Origin of the sequence: Paenibacillus sp. FSL H7-0714, from assembly GCF_038003765.1 — a bacterium.
GTDB lineage: Bacteria > Bacillota > Bacilli > Paenibacillales > Paenibacillaceae > Paenibacillus_AQ.
In genome coordinates this window covers 2,172,721-2,192,343 of the sequence record NZ_JBBOPT010000001.1, presented here as the reverse complement: position 1 = coordinate 2,192,343, position 19,623 = coordinate 2,172,721, and the positions used below count along the sequence as shown (strand labels likewise).

Sequence of the window (19,623 nt, the reverse complement as noted above, 5' to 3'; positions counted from 1 at the left end):
CGTAATCCGACAGGCTATATACCGAAGTGTAAACCTTGGTGCTGCACCAAGGTCAATGTATACTTTTTGTCCAACTAGAAAAAAACATCTACTCAAAGAGCAGATGTTTAATAAGAGAAGCTATTGGATTGGGATATTCACTTCCAAATAAGATCTATTCTGGCCTTCGATTTTCTCAGTAAGCAATAATTTCCCGACCACATCTCCCGTTATGGCATAATGATTAGCCTCAATATAGTCGATCATGAACTGCAAAGAGTTCTTCGTGATATATTTTTCATCCGGACATAATATGGTAGCTGAGATACAATGACTTGGGCTAATATACTCTGCATATTCTTCGCTATCCATTTCGAATTTTTGCGCTTCTTCCTCTAGTAAGGTAAGGCCCCAGCTGTAATCAAAATTTTTGTTTTCGCTGACAAAGTTATCTGTATCTTCAATTCTAAAAGAATAAAATGCATAAGGAAGTAAATCCATCCAAGTGTTGACCAAACTTTTAACCATATCATTTTTTATTAATGCATTCTTATCCGTTTGCTTTAGTCTGTACATACCTGGCAGTTGTTTAAGTTTACACGTATATAAAGAGGACTCTAATCCCCTGAGTTCTTTATGAATTTCATTCATCTTATTAAGCAGCATCGTCTTCTGCTTGATCTCTTCTTCTAAATTCAACGCTGTTTCTTGCATCCTACCCATAACTTGCTTTAAAGAAGACTCCTTCATGAGGTTTGCCACTTCCGGTAATGGAATTCCCATACTTCTGTACCATCTACTCATAAGCAAATCTCTTGCATCTAAATCATTAAAATATCTGTAATTATTGCTGTTATCTTTAGTGGGTCTAACAATATCATGTTTCTCGTATAACCTCAGCGTATCCGCAGTCACACCGAGAATGGAAGCAAATTCCCCTATGCAATATTTCAACTGATGTCCCTCCATCCATATCATGCATACCCAGCCACATGAAATGATACACAGAAGGACCATTTTTAGATATGAAGTAGTTCATTTCTTACGATTCTAATGTATGCAAAAGATCACGCCAGACCAAACCAGTGAACTAATGTAAATCCAACTAAGGACAACAAGACCGAACCTATAAGCCCTGCTGCAAAAGACTTCATCCCCAGTCGTCTAAATGCCGCCAAGTCAACGTTTAAACCAAGTCCAGCCATCGCCATAGCGATTAGCATATAAGCTATCGTTACAATTCCATTTGCCACTGATGCTGATACGATCCCTAATGAATTCACACCACTGACGAGTAAGAAGCCTAGAATAAACCAAGGAATAGGAATGCTTTTCCATGAGGCTTTAGACTGTCCACCTTGCACTTTTCTTTCTGCACGATTGGTCCAAACCCCAATTAAGATAGCGACAGGAACGAGTAAGGCCACCCGAGTCAATTTGACGATAACCGCCATATCTACTGCTGCACTCCCACCTGCATCTGCTGCTGCAATGACGTGAGCAATTTCATGTAAGGTCGCTCCAGAGAAAACCCCATAGCCTAGATGCGATAAGCCTAGTAAAGGATACAAAAATGTGTATAGCAACGTGAATATTGTACCTAAAATTGCAACTATCGCTGCGCCAATCGCAGTTTCGTCGTCTTTGGCTTTGATTTGTGGAGCAATCGCCACCACCGCTGCCGCACCGCAGATCGCTGTTCCACAGGCTGTTAAGATACTGAGTCGCTTATCAACCTTGAATAGTCGGGCAAGTCCGTATACAACAGAGATCGTAAATACGATCACAATCACAGCCAGTAGAAATACCCGTGGACCTGCAGCAACAATATCCATTAAATTCAACCGCATACCGAGCAGGATAATCCCTAGACGTAGCAGCTTTTTGCTGGAAAAATCAGTGCCATGGGTGATCGTACCCGGCACTCCAACTGTTGCCCGCCAAATAATTCCGATTAAGATAGCAATGACCAATTGGCCCATAATAGAGAGAAAAGGAAAGCCTGCTAAATATTTTGCGACTAATGCAATGATTAAGGTTAACCCAATGCCAAGTGCAAAACCAACTTGTTTCTTATTGTTCGATTGGTATAATCCCTGTGAATCCCCCATGTCGTGTACACCCCTTGTATGAATCTCTAGATGACGGAGGTATGTATTTCCCTTCCCCCATGAATCAACAATAATACGCCATGGCTCGAAAGTTAAATACCAATATACTATCCGTAAGATTAGTATTCCTTATGCTTGAATCCATGCAAAAAAAAACTCCTTCGAGAAGGAGAATACCGAAGCATCCACCTCTCCAAAAGAGCAATTGTGTTCCTATATTAATTTTTTTAAATTTACACTTCAAGCTTCTGGAGCTTAGTTCCCTTCGGGAGTACAGAAGTTATATACTCGTGAACGGGATGTTGGCCTTCAGCTTCCGCAAGTACCGTCACAATTCCTTGATCCGTACCCGTTCTGATCAGACGTCCCATTCCTTGTTTAAGTCTTAGCAGCATGTAAGGTAAATCCACATCTTCAAAAGGATTGGAAGTCTCCGCACGTTTTGCCATAAATACAGGGTCAAGCGGAGGATAAGGTAGCGACCAAATGATCACATTAGATAGTGAAGGTCCTGGTATATCTAATCCTTCCCACAGCGTCACCGCACAAAGCACACTATGCTCATCCCGCTGAAAAGCTGAGATCAGATAGCTGATCTCCTGATCCCCTTCATAGAGGAAAGAATACTTGCTGGATTCTGCTCTCTGCGAGCTGAGCTGCTTGAACTGCAGAAGTTCTTCTCGAGTACGGAATAACAACAGGGCTCTTCCTTCTGTCTGCTGGATAAGCTTCAGGGAGATCTTCATTTTCTCAGCAAAATCACCGCTCTGAAGCTCAGGTACATAGATATTCATCTGGTGCTCATAATCATAAGGTGAGTCTACAGAGAAAGACAGGAAGTCGTGTATCCCAAGACTATCCTTCAAGTATTGGAATGATTTATCCACGGATAATGTAGCCGAAGAGAATACGATTGGCATTTTTTGCGTGAATAAGCTGTCTTGAAGTACTTCTTTAACATTACGCGGCATGACCGACAGCGTTAAGCCATCGCTATCTTCTGTCGCCCAGCAGATTAATGCACCTGAATCCTCAAACAACCTCAATGCGATCTCTATGGTCTCCAAACGTTCTTCCACAATCCGCAATTGATATTCATCAATCGTGTACAGTCCACTTTCGAATACTAATTCTTCTTCAATAGCGGCAATTACACTACGCATGCGATGCACCTCACGGATTAGCGATGCATTTAGCTCAATGCTTTTTCGATCCGATCCAGGAATGGTGCGGCATTGACGACGAATGTGTTTAAACATTTGCTCACTTTGCATAATCGCTTCATCGATAAGAACAGCAAGCGTTTCACGAATCTCATTCTGTAACAGACGAGAGATTAGTTCTTCAAAGACAACATGCTTCATTTTATAGCCTAACGCCTTCATGGCGGCAGATTCTAACAAATGCCCTTCGTCAAACACAACTGCACAATGCTCTGGAAGCAGAGGAATTTGACCCTCTCGTTTACGCGCTTCATAAGTCCAGACATGCTCCATGTAATAATCGTGGGAACAAATGATCAGGTCGCTTGATTTCCGGTAATGATCACGGGACAACGTTTGTCCACAGCGATGACGCATATCACAAGTAAAACAATCCTGAAACGTATCCCAGTTGATCTTATTCCATTGTTCATCATTCAGATCTGGATAATCCCTACGGTCGCCATAGGCATGGAACTGCTGCATCGGTGCATGAGAATGTACAAAATCAGGTAAAGTACCATATAAACTCTCCAGCGGCAAGCTCCCATCATCATTGTTGCGAGCATGATCCAGCTTTTTCAGACACATATATTTATCTGGAGATTTCGCTAGTCTGGCATCAATATTCATATTCAGATGCTTCGCAAGCTTGGCAATATCACCCTCTGGCTTCACCAACTGCTCAATCAAGGACTCGTCCGCACAAGCGATAATCGCAGGTTTACCCATATACCGCGCATAACAAATGCTATATAACAAATACACTAAAGTCTTACCCGTACCGACCCCTGCCTCAGCAAAAATCGTCTTCTTCTCAGCAAAAGCTCGCTCCACCTGAAACGCCATGTAAATCTGTTCATCACGAACTTCAAATCCTGCCTCAGGAAGAATTTCATAGAATACATCGCCGACCCATTCCCCTACTTGCTCCATAAAAGGTCTGGTCCGATCATATTCAAAAGGATACTGTGTCGCCAACAAGCCTACCTCCAATATTTGATCAGGCATATCACGTTATGCCATGAAAAATAGAATCAACGGAAAAACTCTATTATCTCATAAGATTGGAGTAATTACAAAGTAGTTCATTCGAAAATATGTTAGATATCGAGTTTACGAGTACCAATCCATTTCACCATTTCAGGATCCCGATGTGAAAAGAACAAACTCTGATTCGTATCTAACGTAGCAATGGATGCCATATCCTCTTGGCTTAATTCAAAATCAAAGATATTGAAGTTTTCGATAATTCTTTCTTTACGAACTGACTTCGGAATCACAACGATTTCTCTTTGTGTGAGCCACCGTAAAATCACCTGAGCCACGGATTTATTATACTTTTCAGCTATGGATACCAGTAACTCATTCTGGAACAAATTATTTTTCCCTTCAGCAAAAGGTGCCCATGACTCGATTTGAACATTATTTTCAGCCATAAATTCCGCATTTTCGATTTGCTGGTTGAAAGGATGCGTTTCAACCTGATTTACAGCTGGGACTACTTCATTATGAAGAATTAAATCAATCAAACGATCCTCATGAAAATTACTAACGCCGATAGCACGGATCTTGCCCTCACGATATAATTCCTCCATAGCTCGCCATGAGCCAAACACATCGCCAAATGGCTGATGAATTAAATACAAGTCCAAATAATCAAGCTGTAATCGGTTCAGTGATTGTTGAAATGCTTTCTTTGTGCGTTCATAACCCGTATCTTGAACCCAAAGCTTTGTAGTGATAAATAATTCCTCTCTTGCCACGCCACTCCGTTTAATCGCCCTGCCAACTGCTTCTTCATTTAGATAAGAGGCGGCAGTATCAATCAGGCGATAACCTGCCATAATAGCGTCATAAACGCTTTGCTCACATTCATTTGCATCTTGAATCTGATAAACACCAAAACCGAGTATAGGCATTTCAACATTATTGTTCAAAACTACTTTTTGCATAATATTACCCTCCAAGTTTTCAATGATTAAGTGTAAATCCTCTTTCTGTTTGCATATCCTTATTATGTACCTGATGACAAAGCGACCGTTATCCCATTCTTGCCAAATGTTTGCCTAATCCTCTCACTAACACTTATGTAAGGGATGAATATAGACTATAATCAGACTATAAAGAGATAACGAAATGAGAGGATCAAATGCCTGAAATAATCACTAAACAGCAGAATGAACTCGTAAAAATCATTGACCATTACACAGAAAAAGATGGTGTTCACCAAACGGCTATTCCCTCTTTATTTTTCATGCGTGACTCGAATGCGTCCATACCAAAGCATGGAGTTTACAAACCTTCCTTATGTTTGGTGGTACAAGGGGCTAAGGAGGTATGGCTGGCACAGGAGCGTTTTAGATACACCCCCTCCGATTACCTCATTGCATCCGTTCACCTGCCAGTTACCGCCCAAGTCACTGAAGCCACTTCCGATGTTCCATACTTAGGGTTCAAGCTTGAATTTACACCAAGTCAAATTTTAGAGGTTTTACAGGAATCTGAAGTTCGAGTTTACGCTAAAGAAAATCCTAAGCGAGCTATGTTTGTTAGCCAGATGGAGTCTTCCTTAATGGATGCGGTCCTACGGTTAGCTCGTTTGTTAGATCAGCCTAAAGACATTCCAGTGTTAGCTCCATTATTTACAAAAGAGATTCTTTATCGGGTGCTACAAGGGCAAAATGGGATTGCATTGGAGCATATTGTAATGGAAGGAAGCTCAACTCATCTAATCAAAGATGTTATTGAACATATCATGAATAACTATGCTAGTTCTTTTAAGATTGAGGAGCTTGCCGAAATAGCGAATATAAGTGTTTCTTCGTTTCATCGGTACTTTAAAGAAGTAACTGCAATGAGCCCTATTCAGTTCCAAAAACATCTGAGACTTCAGGAAGCCCGCCGGTTATTACTAACCGAGTCAGCAGATGCCACCGATGTGGCATTTCGAGTAGGCTATGAAAGTCCTTCGCAATTTAGCCGTGAGTATTCCCGCATGTTTGGTTTTCCTCCTAAACAGGATGTAAAGCGTCTGAAGGCATAACACGTTTAGATAAAACCTAATCTTAAATAGTAACTGACCCAAATAAGGGCGAGCATAGCTAACTGTAAGAAACGATAACTTAGTAAGACTAGTAGGCAGCCGGTCATCACGACAGCCAGATGCCGCAAGCTTGCAGGTCGATCAATACCTCGTAGGGTGCCAATAACGGAACTTCCGTCGTTGCGACTCTGAAATTCTGCGGTCCAAAGACTCTAATTTGTTTCATATACCCTCCGTTCAATAGCAACAAGCTTGACGAGTCTGTGAGTCGGATCTTCAAGCAAATTAGGATTAACAGAACACTGCTTAAAACGAATGGGAACATCATTCTTCTTAGACAAAATAAAAACTCCCCTTCAAGTAACGGTTATTAATTAAACCCCTGTCTACTTGAAGAAGAGCTTATCAAAATCGGTAGCCTGTTACGTAATTTATAATAGTGAGGTTACGAACTTCACCTCCGGAAAGCCGCTATTCGGTCCTTTCATTAAGATTCCGCCTTTATTTTTCAGATACATATCGAAGAAATCAAGCATATAGGCATTAATAACGGAGTTTGCTCTTTCGGGAGCAATCTTTCCGGTAACGCCCAGTATTTTGAATATCGGAGTAATGAACTGTACGTCGGTGAAATTCAAATGCTCCGTATTTTCGATATAGAGAACCTGTCCCCCTTCGTCGACTGTCTGGCGCATCCGTTCAAGTTCTAACTTTTTATCTTCCGTTACTTTATCCTCCCACTCTCTTGTTGAGCCCATACGGTTAAGCTCTGAATCCGTGTAGACCCGGTTATCCATCACCATTTTTAATTTTTCAAATTCGCTTTCCGAGTGGATGAACAAAAACGGCTTACGCAGACCCTCTCTTTCACGCAAACGATAAAGCCCTCCATCAAAGTCTATTCCAGCCGCGATTCGCGGATCGTAAGAGGCGTCATAGGCCGTCGCTCCGCCGATGGAATGACCGAATACACCGACATTACCGAGATTAATTCTCCCTTTTAGATGACTTGGAATCTTCCCCGATTGGATGAGCTCGAATTGGTCCAGCACAAACGCCACATCGTCGGTTAAAACTTTACCCAACTTGTCGCGATTACCTCTTTCCGTCTGGTAATCATGGTCAGGCGAGAATAAATCGTTAGTTGTGCTGGTCGTGATTCGACCGTCTGGAAACTTGGTTGCAAATGTATTGTAGGTGTGGTCAATCACTGCCACGATATATCCGTGACTCGCGAGATATTCAGCTTGCGCCGTGTGGAGGAACCTGGAAGAGCCGAAGCCGGAATTCGCAAGGATCAGTGGGTATGAAGTCTGTGCAGAAGAGATTTCAGCCTCCGAATAAGCATGACTGGATACGTACTTTAGGTGTTGTAAAGTAAACCCGGGAAGGCCATAGTTCATAGCCATATAACGTAAAATCTGGGTATCTGGAATAAAGGGAGCGTACTTGCCGGTGCCATCTTGAGCCGGATACCATACCTGAACCATCAACTCTCTCTTGCCTGTCGCGGTTTTGCTAAATGTTTCCTCCCGGTTTTGGTCTATGAAATGAAAGATTTTCGTGCCTACCTGCAACTCGCCGGTTGGCGCCGGAAAGTCGAATACAGGAAACACATATAGGAAGCACCCCGTTACGATTAGCCCAATCACGATAAAAAGGCGGCCCAGCACCCTACGAATTCGCGAGGCAGTCCGAGCGACTTTCCGCTTTATGAAAACGTCTATAAGCGAAAGCATAAGCATCAGGATCGTAAATCCGTATAAAAATACAAGCTGAACCCTGTATCCTTCGACAAGCAAATGTATCACTAAAAAAATGGAGCCTGCTCCGCTTGTCAGGAGCAAAGCAGATCTTCGAATACGTTGATTTAAAATGAACAGGAGTGCCAAAAAACTAACATTTGAAAAGAATAACAGCATTTCAAAAAACCTCACGACCAACTCCCCCTTAAAAATAATCCTATCAATGGGTTAGTATAGAGGAGCTGCTAGGTTGATGCCATTGATCTAGATGACAATTCATTGATCTAGATGACATTTACCTAACACTTTTGTAAGGTTTCGTGACGATGGCGCAGTGCAATATGCTGTTATGTAGGGGAAAGAAAAGCCCCCTCCGCCGCATGTCATGCCCAAGGGATATTGACAAATTTAATTACTGAACATGTATTTCTGATTTGATATCATGTTGACTTAAAAATTTCATTAAATCATTACTCAGCTGCACAATCTCATTGTTAGCATTATTCGCATAATCCGGCAACATCATATCCCTAACCATTTTAGTTCGTAGCCATCTCATAAAGAAAAGGTCCAAAAATAAGTTTGGAAATTTAAGCACCATTTTAAGCATTGGAGGATCAATTGAAACGCCAGCTTTTTGTATTGCCCTTAGATACGCTTTTAAAGTGAATGTTATTTTACGTGCCGTCTTTCTAGTTCTGGCTGTTTTTTTGTCAATGATCTTATTCTCAGAATGCAAAAAGCTCAACATGGCAATGTCTGATACGGAATGTGTGATTAGATACGCTTGCATATCTTTTTTAATAACGTAGGGAAGCTTTGCATTTTTAAATAATATTGCAAGGTTTTCTATGCGTTCTGTCACTACACCATTAATTTCTCCAAATGCAGTTGCCGCTATAAACTTTGGTAGAAATCGAGCATGCAATACTCCATCTTTAATCTGTCCGCCGAAGCCGGGAAAAGCTGGTAAAAGTCTATCCCCTACGATATCCAGCCACGAAGAAAATCCAATTGAATTACTAGTCATCGTAACTATATTTTTGCTTTGATTATCTTTTAGCGCTAACAACGCTGCTTCGGACCGATCATAACGAACGGTAACGAAAATAAAATCGTATACATCGTCATTTTCGAGCGTATCAATGACATTCACTTGTATCGATCTAACTGTACCTTTTTCTGTATACTGCAGGCCATTTTCTCTTAATGATTTATATCTATTCGAATGTGCAAACAAGCTAACGTCAAACCCAGCTTCAAGAAGCTTAATTGCGTACATGCTCCCGATGACACCTGCACCAAAAATTAAAATTCTATCTTGTTTTGCTGACATATTAACCACCCCTACTTATTAATGTTCCCTTTTGATTATCCGACAACATGTTGTATGATGTGATTATAAATCTTCATTATTCCTTGATCAACCATCAGTTTTTTATGATTTGTCGGATGATATTCTTATTCGCTAGTAGGAGGGAAACATGAAAAAGCAACCCCAAATAACGGAGAAAACAAAAGTTTGTAGAAGTTTTTTGTGAGTTATATAGCCAAAAGCCGATTGAGAAAATTTCGATTCAGGAAATTTCGAATAAGTCAGGATATAACCGCAGCACCTTTTATCAATACTTTACTGACATTTACGAATTGTTAGACTCTGTTGAAAATGACCTATTGAATGAAATGAAAAAAGAATTGGCAAATAAAGAGCTATCGTTGGATACGGTTCAAGACACGCTCTATTGTCTGGATAAAAAAGAACATCTCCTGGTTCTTAATGCCCTTTTGGGTGATTATGGAAGTGCCCGTTTTTTAAAACGCTTAAAAAAAGAAATCACTATGGATCAATTAGAATTAAACGTACCGCAAAACCATTCCTTAACGCCATACTTCATTGAGTTTTACCTGACAATTTCCCTTTCTTTATTTCGTCTTTGGCTCCAGCGTCAAAAGGATTTATCGTCAGAAGAATTTTTCGAGTTAGTGGAGAACCTATATTTAAGAGGGATTACGCCCTATTTTAAAGAGTGAGTCTGTCATTCAAAATAAATCCATATGTTGTATAACAATAAAAAAGCGCGCATAGGCTTGTTTACACAATATACTCCATAAAGACTGACCTACTCTTAATGGTCCGCATTCTGTAAATACAGACTTCTGCAAGTTTTTCTTCAGAGAAATTGCCTCTATTTGTGATACGGTTCACCGCGCTGTCTGTAACGGCAAGTTTTTGAGCCATCCTTTGCGGGAGTGTCATATTTTTCCAAATACGCAGTCCCGCCGACACGTGCCCACCAGCAAATCCGGTCAACTAATAGCCGAGATATTGGATATATTCCGCCTGACATGTGATGGGGTCCAAGCTAAACAAGCCCGGCACAGTGTTTCGTGCATGGGCTTGTTTTGTTATTTGGGATGAGAACCCCATATTAGGCTTTACGTATGCTAATGGATCAGCTGCCATAAACTTCGAACTCATAAAGAGAATACCAGTCGCCTGTGCCTCGATCTGTCGCATGCATCCTTATATACCTTGCATTTACCGTTTCAAAGTAGATATCGTCTATACCACCGTCTCCATTCGTTGTCATGTATATATCCGTCCAGTTGGTTGCATCGTTCGACACCTGAATCTTATAGCCCTTAGCATGAGCATACTCCCAGTTGAGTTTGACATTGTTGACGCGGGTTTCCTGTCCGAGGTCTACATAGATCCATTGCGGATTTGAATACAGGCTGGCCCATCTTGTCGTTACATTACCATCCACCGCTTTATCGGCCGTTAATGTGGATGTCTCGTTGGAAGAGGATGTTGCCGATTTGTTTAACGCTAGATTCGGTTTGCCATAAACCTGGAATTCATATAAGGAATAGCCATAGAAGGAGTAAGCTCTTTGGGTTCCGTACATTCTTACATACCTTGCATTTACGGCAGTAAAGAATATATCGTCAATCCCCCCGTCTCCATTCGTTGTCGTATACACATCCATCCAGTTGACAGTGTCATTCGATACTTGAATCTTGTAGCCTTTGCCATAGGCAAGCTCCCAATTCAATATAACTCGATTTATGTTATAAGCCTGCCCAAGGTCGATCGTAATCCATTGCGGGTCTGCAAACTGACTGGCCCATCTTGTCGTCACGTTACCGTCAACCGCATTATTCGGAGAAAGAGCTGCCTCTTGATTGGAAGATGACGTAGCTGTATTATTTAACGCCAAATTTGTTGTAGTAGCGGATCCGACGCTGTCTCCATATACTTGAAACTCATAAATAGAGTAACCATAGCTCGTGCCCCTCTCTGTTGCGTGCATTCTCACGTATCTTGCCGTTGTAGGCACAAAGCCTATATCGTCTACACCTCCGTTGCCTGTCGTTGTCGAATACACATCGGTCCAATTGACCGCATCATTCGATACTTGAATTTTGTAGCTCTTGCCGTAAGCATACTCCCAGTTAAGTTTAACGCGTTTGATGTTATTAGCTTGCCCGAGATCGACGTAAATCCACTCTGTACTTGAATACTGTTGGCTTGACCACCGTGTACCCGGCAAATTGTCAACAGCTTTAGCAGCGGATAGAGAAGAACTTTGGTTGGATGAGGCTACTGCCGATTTACCGCTTGCAAGATTAACTGGAATGGTATACGTTCCTTTAACAAATTCGTAGATATCTTCATACATCTGTCTCCCGTCATAAACTCCGTTTACACCGTTGTTATTCTTGTTTTTATACAAGTTGTATATCCCAAAAATATCTTGATACCAACCCTTGACCGCTCCCGTCATGTATCCGTATTCTACGCCGGCCTTTAAGTAATTATCGAATCTGTTTTTAAAATCGGGGTCGAACATCGCTCTTTCGTCAAACTCCATTTCGATGCCCTTATTATATGTTTGAGCTTGGGTCGATACATTCGTCATTCTCGAATAATCAGTCTCCGGAACGAAATAGTGATTGGGCTGCTGGATGCTAAAATCGATTGCATAATTATTCCGGTTGTTGCTTTGTCCGGCACCAAAGTATGGAATCCAGGCAAGTTTCAGACCAAGCGTATGAAGATAGTTACCAGAGTTATTAATTGCATCTACTTCACCCGGATTGCCGGGATCAATATCTTCATGGAACCAGTAGAAGCCTTTTAATTCAAGGTTGCTGTATTGGGCTTGATTCCATCTGCTTAATACGGTGTCGATATACCATTTGGTTACCTTCGTCATATTGCTAGGCATCGAATTCAGATTTTCGTTGATTCCGTCGTTATCGACATCTCCGAAATTGGTGATTTCGCTATTAGGATAAGGCAGCATAATATATACTTTGGATTTGTAATTTGTTAGGTTTAGTGTGGTTGCAACTTGCTGGGTTGCTTGGTTGAGGGCATCGAGCTGTTGATTAGAGGTGAAAATGCGGTTTATATACCATTCCCAATCCGCCTTATAGGTCCACTTGGCAGGGTCCGCTGTATCACCAAAATCTCTATAGTCAGATGTGTTGATTCCTAGAAATAGAAATGAATCGAAAAAGGTGTCATCCATCACATTATTACTGTTGTAGTGCGCAACATAGGGCAAAAGCGTATTCTTGTCATACGTGCCGATTTCTCTTCCCTCGTATGTCGTTCGTCCACCGTAATATCCAGTATAAAGCAAGGCCATGTTCTTCACATTCCCAGATGCCGCGGTATTTGGTGGGAAATATCCTGTTGCAGCAGCAGCGGTAAGCGGCTGTTCTAAGTTAGACTGGGGTTGTTGCTCGAGATCAGGATCGGACTTTTCTTGTTGTCCCTGCTGATTAGGAACTTCAAGTAAAGGCTGTTGATCCTCCTGCCCCTGCGAAATCTTCGGCGACCTATCCCCTTCTCCCTTCACTACTGATGGTTGAACAGAAAAAACAATCGATAAGATTAACACAAATGATAACAGCAAGGAACTTCGTCTTGGATACCTCTGACTTCGCTTCATCTTTCATCCCCATTTCTTAGGTTTAAATGATTTTAACAAGTCTGGTACATGGTCTTGATCCGAGTGTCCATTTTATCCAAGCTCCAAACGGCCCCTTTACGACTAATTCTATGAGGCAATTTTATGCTTGAAAATAGATATCTGTTTACTTTCATATACACCTTTTTACAAATCAAAAAATGAACCGATGCACCTTTCTCTTGTTTCTTCGAAATGTGACCTACGCACATATATTCAAACCCATACGCCGCAAGGAATTCCAAAAAAAACTTGCCCTTATTTGTGGTACGGTTCTCCGAGATTGATCTTAAACCTCCTACCCATTAGCTTAATGAACCACTCCATTTATTAACAATTATATTGCATATTCCACAAAGAAAAATCTAATGCCATTTTTTTGCGCTATTTTAATCAAATCGGAGCTAACTTTAGAAGAATTAAATAATTTTTATTCAAAGTATCGCGAGAATGAGTGGAGCTACGTAGTTGAAAAGCAAGTGAGTAATAACATTACCTTTATTGAACATCGTGATTTGAAATTCAAAGCATTGAAAGCAGAGGAACAACTAATCAGCTATTATATTGTTTATACTTGGGGCAGTAGTGACTATCCATTAAGTGATCTTGATATACGAGGGCATTAACACTTAAAGCAACAAGATATTTTTTTAGTATTAAGTAAAAGGGCGGAGAAGAAATGCATTGGAAAAAGTATTTTATTCTATTGCTACCAACGATAATAATTGGGCTATTTTTATTTTACATTCTTCCAGCAATCCAAAGGCCTTATGTTTTAATAGTTCCTATGGTATTTTGGTTGATCTATTACTTTTGGAGATATATTGAAAGAAAACAAAAGAATAAATGATAAAGCGCTCATTCATTAAAAAACGGCAGCCTAGGACTTTGTTTCACTCGTCCAGGGCTGCCTCTTTTTTTAGACAAGTCAATTACAGTACCTACTTCCAAAAATCCGACCCAGCAAAAACAAACTTTTTATCCAGCGCTTCTCCCCCATCCTCAAAGCAATCTGCCCAAGGAACACGCTTCTTACTTAGGAGCGCAGCATCCTTCACATCATATTCCTGATATCTTACAGTTTGCTCATTCGCTGAGTTATTCCAGTTGTCCCAGCCCAAAGGATGAATATGCGAACCCATCTGACAACCCACAAATACAGTCTTAGCGTACTCACGCCAAGGACGTCCTAGATACACCGGAGCAATATCAGGGTCGGCTGTTAAGAAGCAATTTTTAAAAATAAAACCATGTGACTGTCTCTCGGGTGTGGAGGCAGCTGTTATATACCCTGTATTGTTTTCATAATGACGTAAACTGCGGATTTCACATTGATCAAAATAAGCCGTTGCACCGCCAAAAATAAAATCAATCGTTCCTTCTATATAGCAATGCTGATAAAACTGATGATACTGGGCATGATGTTCTCTCAGCGGAACGCCTCCGAATGCCCCTCGCTCTCGTGGAGTAGGTGGCAAAGGCCCTGTGAACAACGTGTCTTGATGCCCTTTAAAGGTACAATGTCTGAACACAGTTCGGTCACAATGCGCATAAACGGCTACCGCCTGACCAATATGTTCTCCCTGCCCAGCACTATTAGAAATCACCAGGTTCTCTAAGACCAGGTCGGTACCTCCCAGAAATAACGTTGGTGTAGCAAACGTATTGATTTCTTCACCCGCTTCATCACGCTCTTTGGCATAATGATTCATGGTTATTTCCACGAGGCCAATCCCTATAATCGTTAAATAAGAGCGATAAATCCTAACTGTCTCATTATAGATGCCTGACAAAATATAAAGCGTATCTGCTTGGCCCGATGGCTCGCACTCTAGCGAATCTATCGCCTCTTGAATCGTGTGATAGTCACAAAAGGATTCTTTGCCTACTACTAGCATCGTTGGTTCAGTTCCCTTCTATGGATTTTAGAGATGCTTCGTCAAAAATTGCTGCCATAAAGTCCGCATTTCTACAGTCTCCATATGCCCACCACTAGAAATGACAGGTTGCCAATGTTCTGATTTCCCTGCCGTTTGATAAGCTTCGGACAGCCCCCTATCCAAGAGTTCTACTCCTTCAGTGGGACATAGCCGATCATTTCTGCCTACCAGGCTCATTCGCGGGCGGGGAACGATCCGCTTTTGAATATCGAGCGTTGTGAAATGCTTCAATAACCCGGGCACATAAGAATAGTAACCATGGTGATCTAGTCCTCTTACAGCAATTAAGGTATGCGCATCTACTTGACCACAAATATCGACAATCACCCCGACTCGTTCGTCTAATGCAGCCAGCCACCAGGCCATCAAACCACCCATGGACATACCGATTGTTGCGATTCGTGACGTATCAATATCCTCACGTTGGCACATGTAATCTAGCATACGAATATTGTCATATAGCATCATGCCCCACATGACCTGCCCCTGCCACAGCATTTCCTTCACTAACTCACTCTCAGTTCTGCCACCACGCTCATTAAATCCCCACATGTCGATACAGCAAGCAGCGTAACCCATCTCTGTTAAGACTTTAGCAAAAGAGGGCTGTTGCAAATAGGAACTACTCCGAACAAACTCGTTACGTCCATTCGCGTAATTCCCTCCATGAGAATGATTAAAGACAACTAGTGGAAACGGCCCTTCCTTATCCAAAGGGATTGCCACATAAGCCGGTACCTGTTCAATTCCATTAAGATCCAGTAAAAGAGATTCCAGAATATATCCGTCCCACTCCTCTTGGTTCATCACAGTTACGGCAATCGGCTTATCCAACGGAAGATCGCCCAACAGTTCCTTCAGTTTATCAGGCTCCATGGTTCCCTCCCTTACCGACACACATTCTGTTCTGTAGGCGAAACTGTAACTTGTTCTACTAGTTTTTCTGGCTTGCTCGTGTTCTTCGAATGACAATTCATGATCTCTATCGCTTCACCATTTTCAATATAAAAAGCAGGCCCTTCATGATTCTCGATGCTCACCTGATGAAATTGCACATCCCTTGCATTGCCCAGAAAAAATCCGCGATTGTTCATGTTCTCGATCCCTGTCATCATATCCGGATGCCCGGGAACTGCATTGCGTGCCATTGAGATATCAATATTTGTAAAAGTAATCTCCGATACATACTGCTCTGCAAGTCCATATAAGAATCCCGCAGATGCATGTACATTACGTGCGGTAATATTGGCGAAATGAATTCGTCTAAAGCATGGCGTTTCATCTGTAATCGGATAAGGGTTTTTGTCCCACACATACTTCTCTTTCCCGCGAGGTCCACAGAAATAGTATAGATTTAGTGTGAACGGACAAATGACGTCTTCCATTACAATATTACTGATCCGAATATCTTCAATCGTCCCTCCTCGTCCACGTCTTGATTTCATTCGTATGCCACGATCGGTTTGTTTGAATACACAGTTACTAATGGTTACATTACGAATATCTCCGCTCATTTCACTTCCGAGTACAACTCCCCCATGTCCATGAACCATGGTACAATTGGTGATCGTAATATTCTCGCATGGAATGCGCTCTTTCGTATCTTCAGTTCCCGCTTTGATAGCAATGCAGTCATCACCTACATCAATATTACAGTTACTAATCCGAACATTCGTACAAGATTCTGGATTAATACCATCTGTATTCGGAGAATCAGCCGGGTTATTAATGGACAGATTATCAATCGTCACATTGTAGCAGCCCACAGGATTAACGGTCCAGCTTGGAGAATTCACTAGCGAGACATCCTTAATCGTTACCCGCTGACAGCTATCAAATCCAATCAAAGTCGGACGGGGGTACTTGAGCTCTTCCCGACGATTCCGAAATACATCCCACCATGCTTTGCCATTACCATTAATAGTTCCGCTTCCGGTAATCGATATATTGACTAAACCTTTGCCATGAATACAAGGCGTATGAACCTGCTGCTTCACCCCTTCCCATCTGCATTCCACCGCAGGGTAATTCACCGGATTCGTACTGAATGAAAGGATCGCTCCTGGATTTAAATTTAATTCAATATTGCTTTTCATAACAATCGCACCCGTAAAGTAAGTACCCGCTGGCACATAAACGGTTCCTCCACCAGCCTCACTTGCCGCTTCAATCGCACGCGAAATCGCTTCTGTCGCTAACATCCCGCTATTCTTAAGCGCTCCAAAATCCTCAATATTATATACGGACATTTTATAGCACTCCTATTCTATATCAGATCCAGCCTCTTAATTGTTCGTACTCCACACAGGCTTGCAAGAAAGCACCGACACCCTTTTGGTCGTTAGTAACAATAGGCTCACTAATGTAATAAGCGAACGTGCCGTCGCGTTGATCTGCTCCACCTAACCCTGCTACTTGGCAATTTTTATTTAGATTGACCCATCCTTCTTTGGTCTCAAGAACAAACTCTGAGATAAGTCCTTGGAAGGCGAGATCTAACGATTCGTACCAACTAGCCTCTAATACGCCTAATCGAATACCTTTTGCCATAGCATACACAATCATGCTAGAAGCAGAAGCCTCTAAGTAATTCCCTTTGCGTTGTCCCAGATTCACTACTTGATACCAGACGCCAGATTCAGGATCCTGATATTTCTTCACAGCTGATAAAGTATCGTTTAGAATACGCACCAGCTCTGGATAATCGGAATGCTCACTCGGCAATAACTCTAGAACATCTACTAAAGCCATAAGATACCAGCCAAGTGAACGCGCCCAAAAGTTTGGAGAGCATCCTGTCTTGCGGTCACACCAAGGTTGAAGACGCTGTTCATCCCATGCATGATATAGCAGACCAGTTTCCGAATCCTTCGTATGCTTCTCACACAAGATAAATTGTTTCGTAACATCTTCAAGCCCCTGCCCTTCTTCAAAAGCTAGCAAGTAGGCTAAATAGAAAGGCGCGCCCATATAAAGACCATCTAACCAGATTTGATAGGGATAAATATTTTTATGCCAAAAAGCACCTTCCGAGGTTCGCGGATGTGTCTCAAGCTGCTTTCTAAATAAGGTAGCCGCTTGTTTATATTTTTCCTGCTTGGTTTCTTTATATAGCGTAAATAATAATTTCCCGTTGTTAATGTGATCGATATTGTATTCATCTATGCGATAACCCTTAACGCTGCCATCCTCCTGAATAAAGTTATCCATCTGATCTTGAATGAATTGCAGATACTTCGCATCACCAGTTTGCTTCCAAAGCCATTCAAATCCATTCAATACGACACCATAGTCATACGTCCAGCTTCCGTTGTAGCCTTTATCTTCATAGAGCTTTGGTGTCCTCGCCATGATTGAGTCTGCTGTGCGGATTGCCCAATGTGATCTCTTCATCCCAACCCCCTGATTATCATTAAATTTAAGAATAACTTTCCCACAAAATAATAGGACTTGATTCTCAGTCCCAGAGAATCAAGTCATTGTCTAGTAAGAATTCAATCGAATCACCCTTGGATTAAGCTCTCCATCTCAACACAAGCCATCACCAACGCGCCTACGCCATGTAAATCATTTTTAACTTTAGGTCTAGTGACGTAACTCTCGTAATCTCCAGCCGAAGTACCGATACAGATGTCCGGCAAAATCAACCTATCCTGCTCATCCCACTGAATGATTTGGATTAACCCTTCATACCCTTTTCTAGCCGAGGCTGTAGCGACTTCCACATCGCTTACAATGCCATGCTTCACTGCTTTGGCAATCGTGTAGACAAATAAACATGAACCTGAGGTCTCCAGCCAATTATCCGGCTCATGACCCTTATCTACGACCTGATACCAAAGTCCACTTACCGGATCTTGATAACGAATAAGGGCATCAACAAAATCACGTAAAGTAGAAGATAATTCAGCTCGGGCTGGGTCTTGGACGGCCAACAGATCAAGAAATTGCGACAATGCGAGACCATACCAGCCCAGCGATCTGCTCCAAAATTCCGGTGAGCACCCTGTCTCCGGGTTTGACCATGGCATCCGGCGGCTCTCGTCCCAAGCATGATACAATAACCCGGTTGTCTCATCTTTCATATACTTACGCATTAACATCTCTTGATGGAGAACTGTATCACGCAAGCTAGGATCGCCATAGACATTAGCATATTTTAACGAGAATACGCCTGCCATATAAAGCCCATCTAACCACATTTGGTTAGCATATTTATCCTTATGCCAATACCCACCTTCAGAGGTTTTGTTTAACGAAAGCAATAAATTCCTCAGCTTCTCCGCAGCAATGCGATACTTGAGTTTACCTGTCCGTTTATGAAGATTAAACAGTAGTTGTCCAGCTTGAACAGCATCCAGCTCATCGCGGGCGAAATAAAAGTTACCATATTCATCTACCAAATCATCCACGTATTCCTGAATATAGTTAATATAGCGGTCTTCTTGATAAGCACTCCACAAAAGCTCCATCCCACACAGAAATACACCTTGATGGTAATGCCAACGATGTGCTGGAGGAAGCTCTCCCGCTCTATAAGTATCCATTAAAGAATCGCATGCCTTTTTTGCCCAATCCATTGGTGTTGTTGGTATCCTGCCAGTCATCTCCAAGCTCC

General features: G+C 41.9%; 15 protein-coding genes. 3 read left to right on the top strand and 12 right to left on the bottom strand.

Features of this window, described 5'->3' with window-relative positions; genetic code table 11:
* Positions 1-120: 120 nt before the first annotated feature.
* The 4 genes from NST34_RS09455 to NST34_RS09440 form a co-directional block, all read right to left on the bottom strand.
* Positions 121-933, bottom strand: a complete 813-nt coding sequence (locus NST34_RS09455; protein ID WP_341061679.1) for a MerR family transcriptional regulator — start codon at positions 931-933, stop codon at positions 121-123.
* A 113-nt stretch (positions 934-1,046) separates the two neighbouring features.
* Complete coding sequence (locus tag NST34_RS09450; protein ID WP_341127627.1) at positions 1,047-2,090, bottom strand: YeiH family protein; 1,044 nt, start codon at positions 2,088-2,090, stop codon at positions 1,047-1,049.
* 233 nt (positions 2,091-2,323) lie between these two features.
* Positions 2,324-4,303: an ATP-dependent DNA helicase gene (locus NST34_RS09445; protein WP_076283257.1), complete on the bottom strand. Its 1,980-nt coding sequence runs from the start codon at positions 4,301-4,303 to the stop codon at positions 2,324-2,326.
* 92 nt (positions 4,304-4,395) lie between these two features.
* Positions 4,396-5,247, bottom strand: coding sequence for an aldo/keto reductase (locus NST34_RS09440; protein ID WP_341127626.1), 852 nt, complete (start codon positions 5,245-5,247; stop codon positions 4,396-4,398).
* Positions 5,248-5,444: 197 nt separating this feature from the next.
* Between NST34_RS09440 and NST34_RS09435 the strand changes: the two genes are divergently transcribed.
* A complete protein-coding gene (locus tag NST34_RS09435) occupies positions 5,445-6,338 on the top strand; it encodes an AraC family transcriptional regulator (protein ID WP_341127625.1) in 894 nt (297 codons plus the stop codon).
* 431 nt (positions 6,339-6,769) lie between these two features.
* On the opposite strand, the gene NST34_RS09430 is transcribed toward NST34_RS09435, so the two are convergent.
* Both NST34_RS09430 and NST34_RS09425 read right to left on the bottom strand, forming a co-directional pair.
* On the bottom strand, positions 6,770-8,275 hold the full coding sequence (locus NST34_RS09430; RefSeq protein WP_341127624.1) for an alpha/beta hydrolase family protein: 1,506 nt from the start codon (positions 8,273-8,275) through the stop codon (positions 6,770-6,772).
* Between the two features lie 220 nt (positions 8,276-8,495).
* A complete protein-coding gene (locus tag NST34_RS09425; RefSeq protein ID WP_341127623.1) occupies positions 8,496-9,419 on the bottom strand; it encodes a ketopantoate reductase family protein in 924 nt (307 codons plus the stop codon).
* Positions 9,420-9,766: 347 nt separating this feature from the next.
* On the opposite strand from NST34_RS09425, the gene NST34_RS09420 reads away from it, so the two are divergent.
* Positions 9,767-10,114, top strand: a complete 348-nt coding sequence (locus NST34_RS09420) for a hypothetical protein (RefSeq protein WP_341127622.1) — start codon at positions 9,767-9,769, stop codon at positions 10,112-10,114.
* Between the two features lie 422 nt (positions 10,115-10,536).
* Here the strand turns inward: NST34_RS09420 and NST34_RS09415 are convergent, their stop codons facing one another.
* Positions 10,537-13,047, bottom strand: coding sequence for a DUF4855 domain-containing protein (locus tag NST34_RS09415; protein ID WP_341127621.1), 2,511 nt, complete (start codon positions 13,045-13,047; stop codon positions 10,537-10,539).
* 497 nt (positions 13,048-13,544) lie between these two features.
* Here NST34_RS09415 and NST34_RS09410 point away from each other — a divergent pair, with 497 nt between their 5' ends.
* On the top strand, positions 13,545-13,691 hold the full coding sequence (locus NST34_RS09410) for a hypothetical protein (protein WP_223178916.1): 147 nt from the start codon (positions 13,545-13,547) through the stop codon (positions 13,689-13,691).
* Between the two features lie 315 nt (positions 13,692-14,006).
* Here the strand turns inward: NST34_RS09410 and NST34_RS09405 are convergent, their stop codons facing one another.
* From NST34_RS09405 to NST34_RS09385, 5 genes are all read right to left on the bottom strand, one after another.
* A complete protein-coding gene (locus NST34_RS09405) occupies positions 14,007-14,963 on the bottom strand; it encodes a pectinesterase family protein (protein ID WP_341127620.1) in 957 nt (318 codons plus the stop codon).
* Between the two features lie 27 nt (positions 14,964-14,990).
* Positions 14,991-15,881 (bottom strand): dienelactone hydrolase family protein, encoded by an 891-nt coding sequence (locus NST34_RS09400; RefSeq protein WP_341127619.1) that lies wholly within the window; start codon positions 15,879-15,881, stop codon positions 14,991-14,993.
* Between the two features lie 11 nt (positions 15,882-15,892).
* Positions 15,893-17,254 (bottom strand): glycoside hydrolase family 28 protein, encoded by a 1,362-nt coding sequence (locus NST34_RS09395; protein ID WP_341127618.1) that lies wholly within the window; start codon positions 17,252-17,254, stop codon positions 15,893-15,895.
* A 22-nt stretch (positions 17,255-17,276) separates the two neighbouring features.
* A complete protein-coding gene (locus NST34_RS09390; protein ID WP_341061669.1) occupies positions 17,277-18,398 on the bottom strand; it encodes a glycoside hydrolase family 88/105 protein in 1,122 nt (373 codons plus the stop codon).
* A 110-nt stretch (positions 18,399-18,508) separates the two neighbouring features.
* A complete protein-coding gene (locus NST34_RS09385) occupies positions 18,509-19,612 on the bottom strand; it encodes a glycoside hydrolase family 88/105 protein (protein ID WP_341127617.1) in 1,104 nt (367 codons plus the stop codon).
* Between the last annotated feature and the right edge of the window lie 11 nt (positions 19,613-19,623).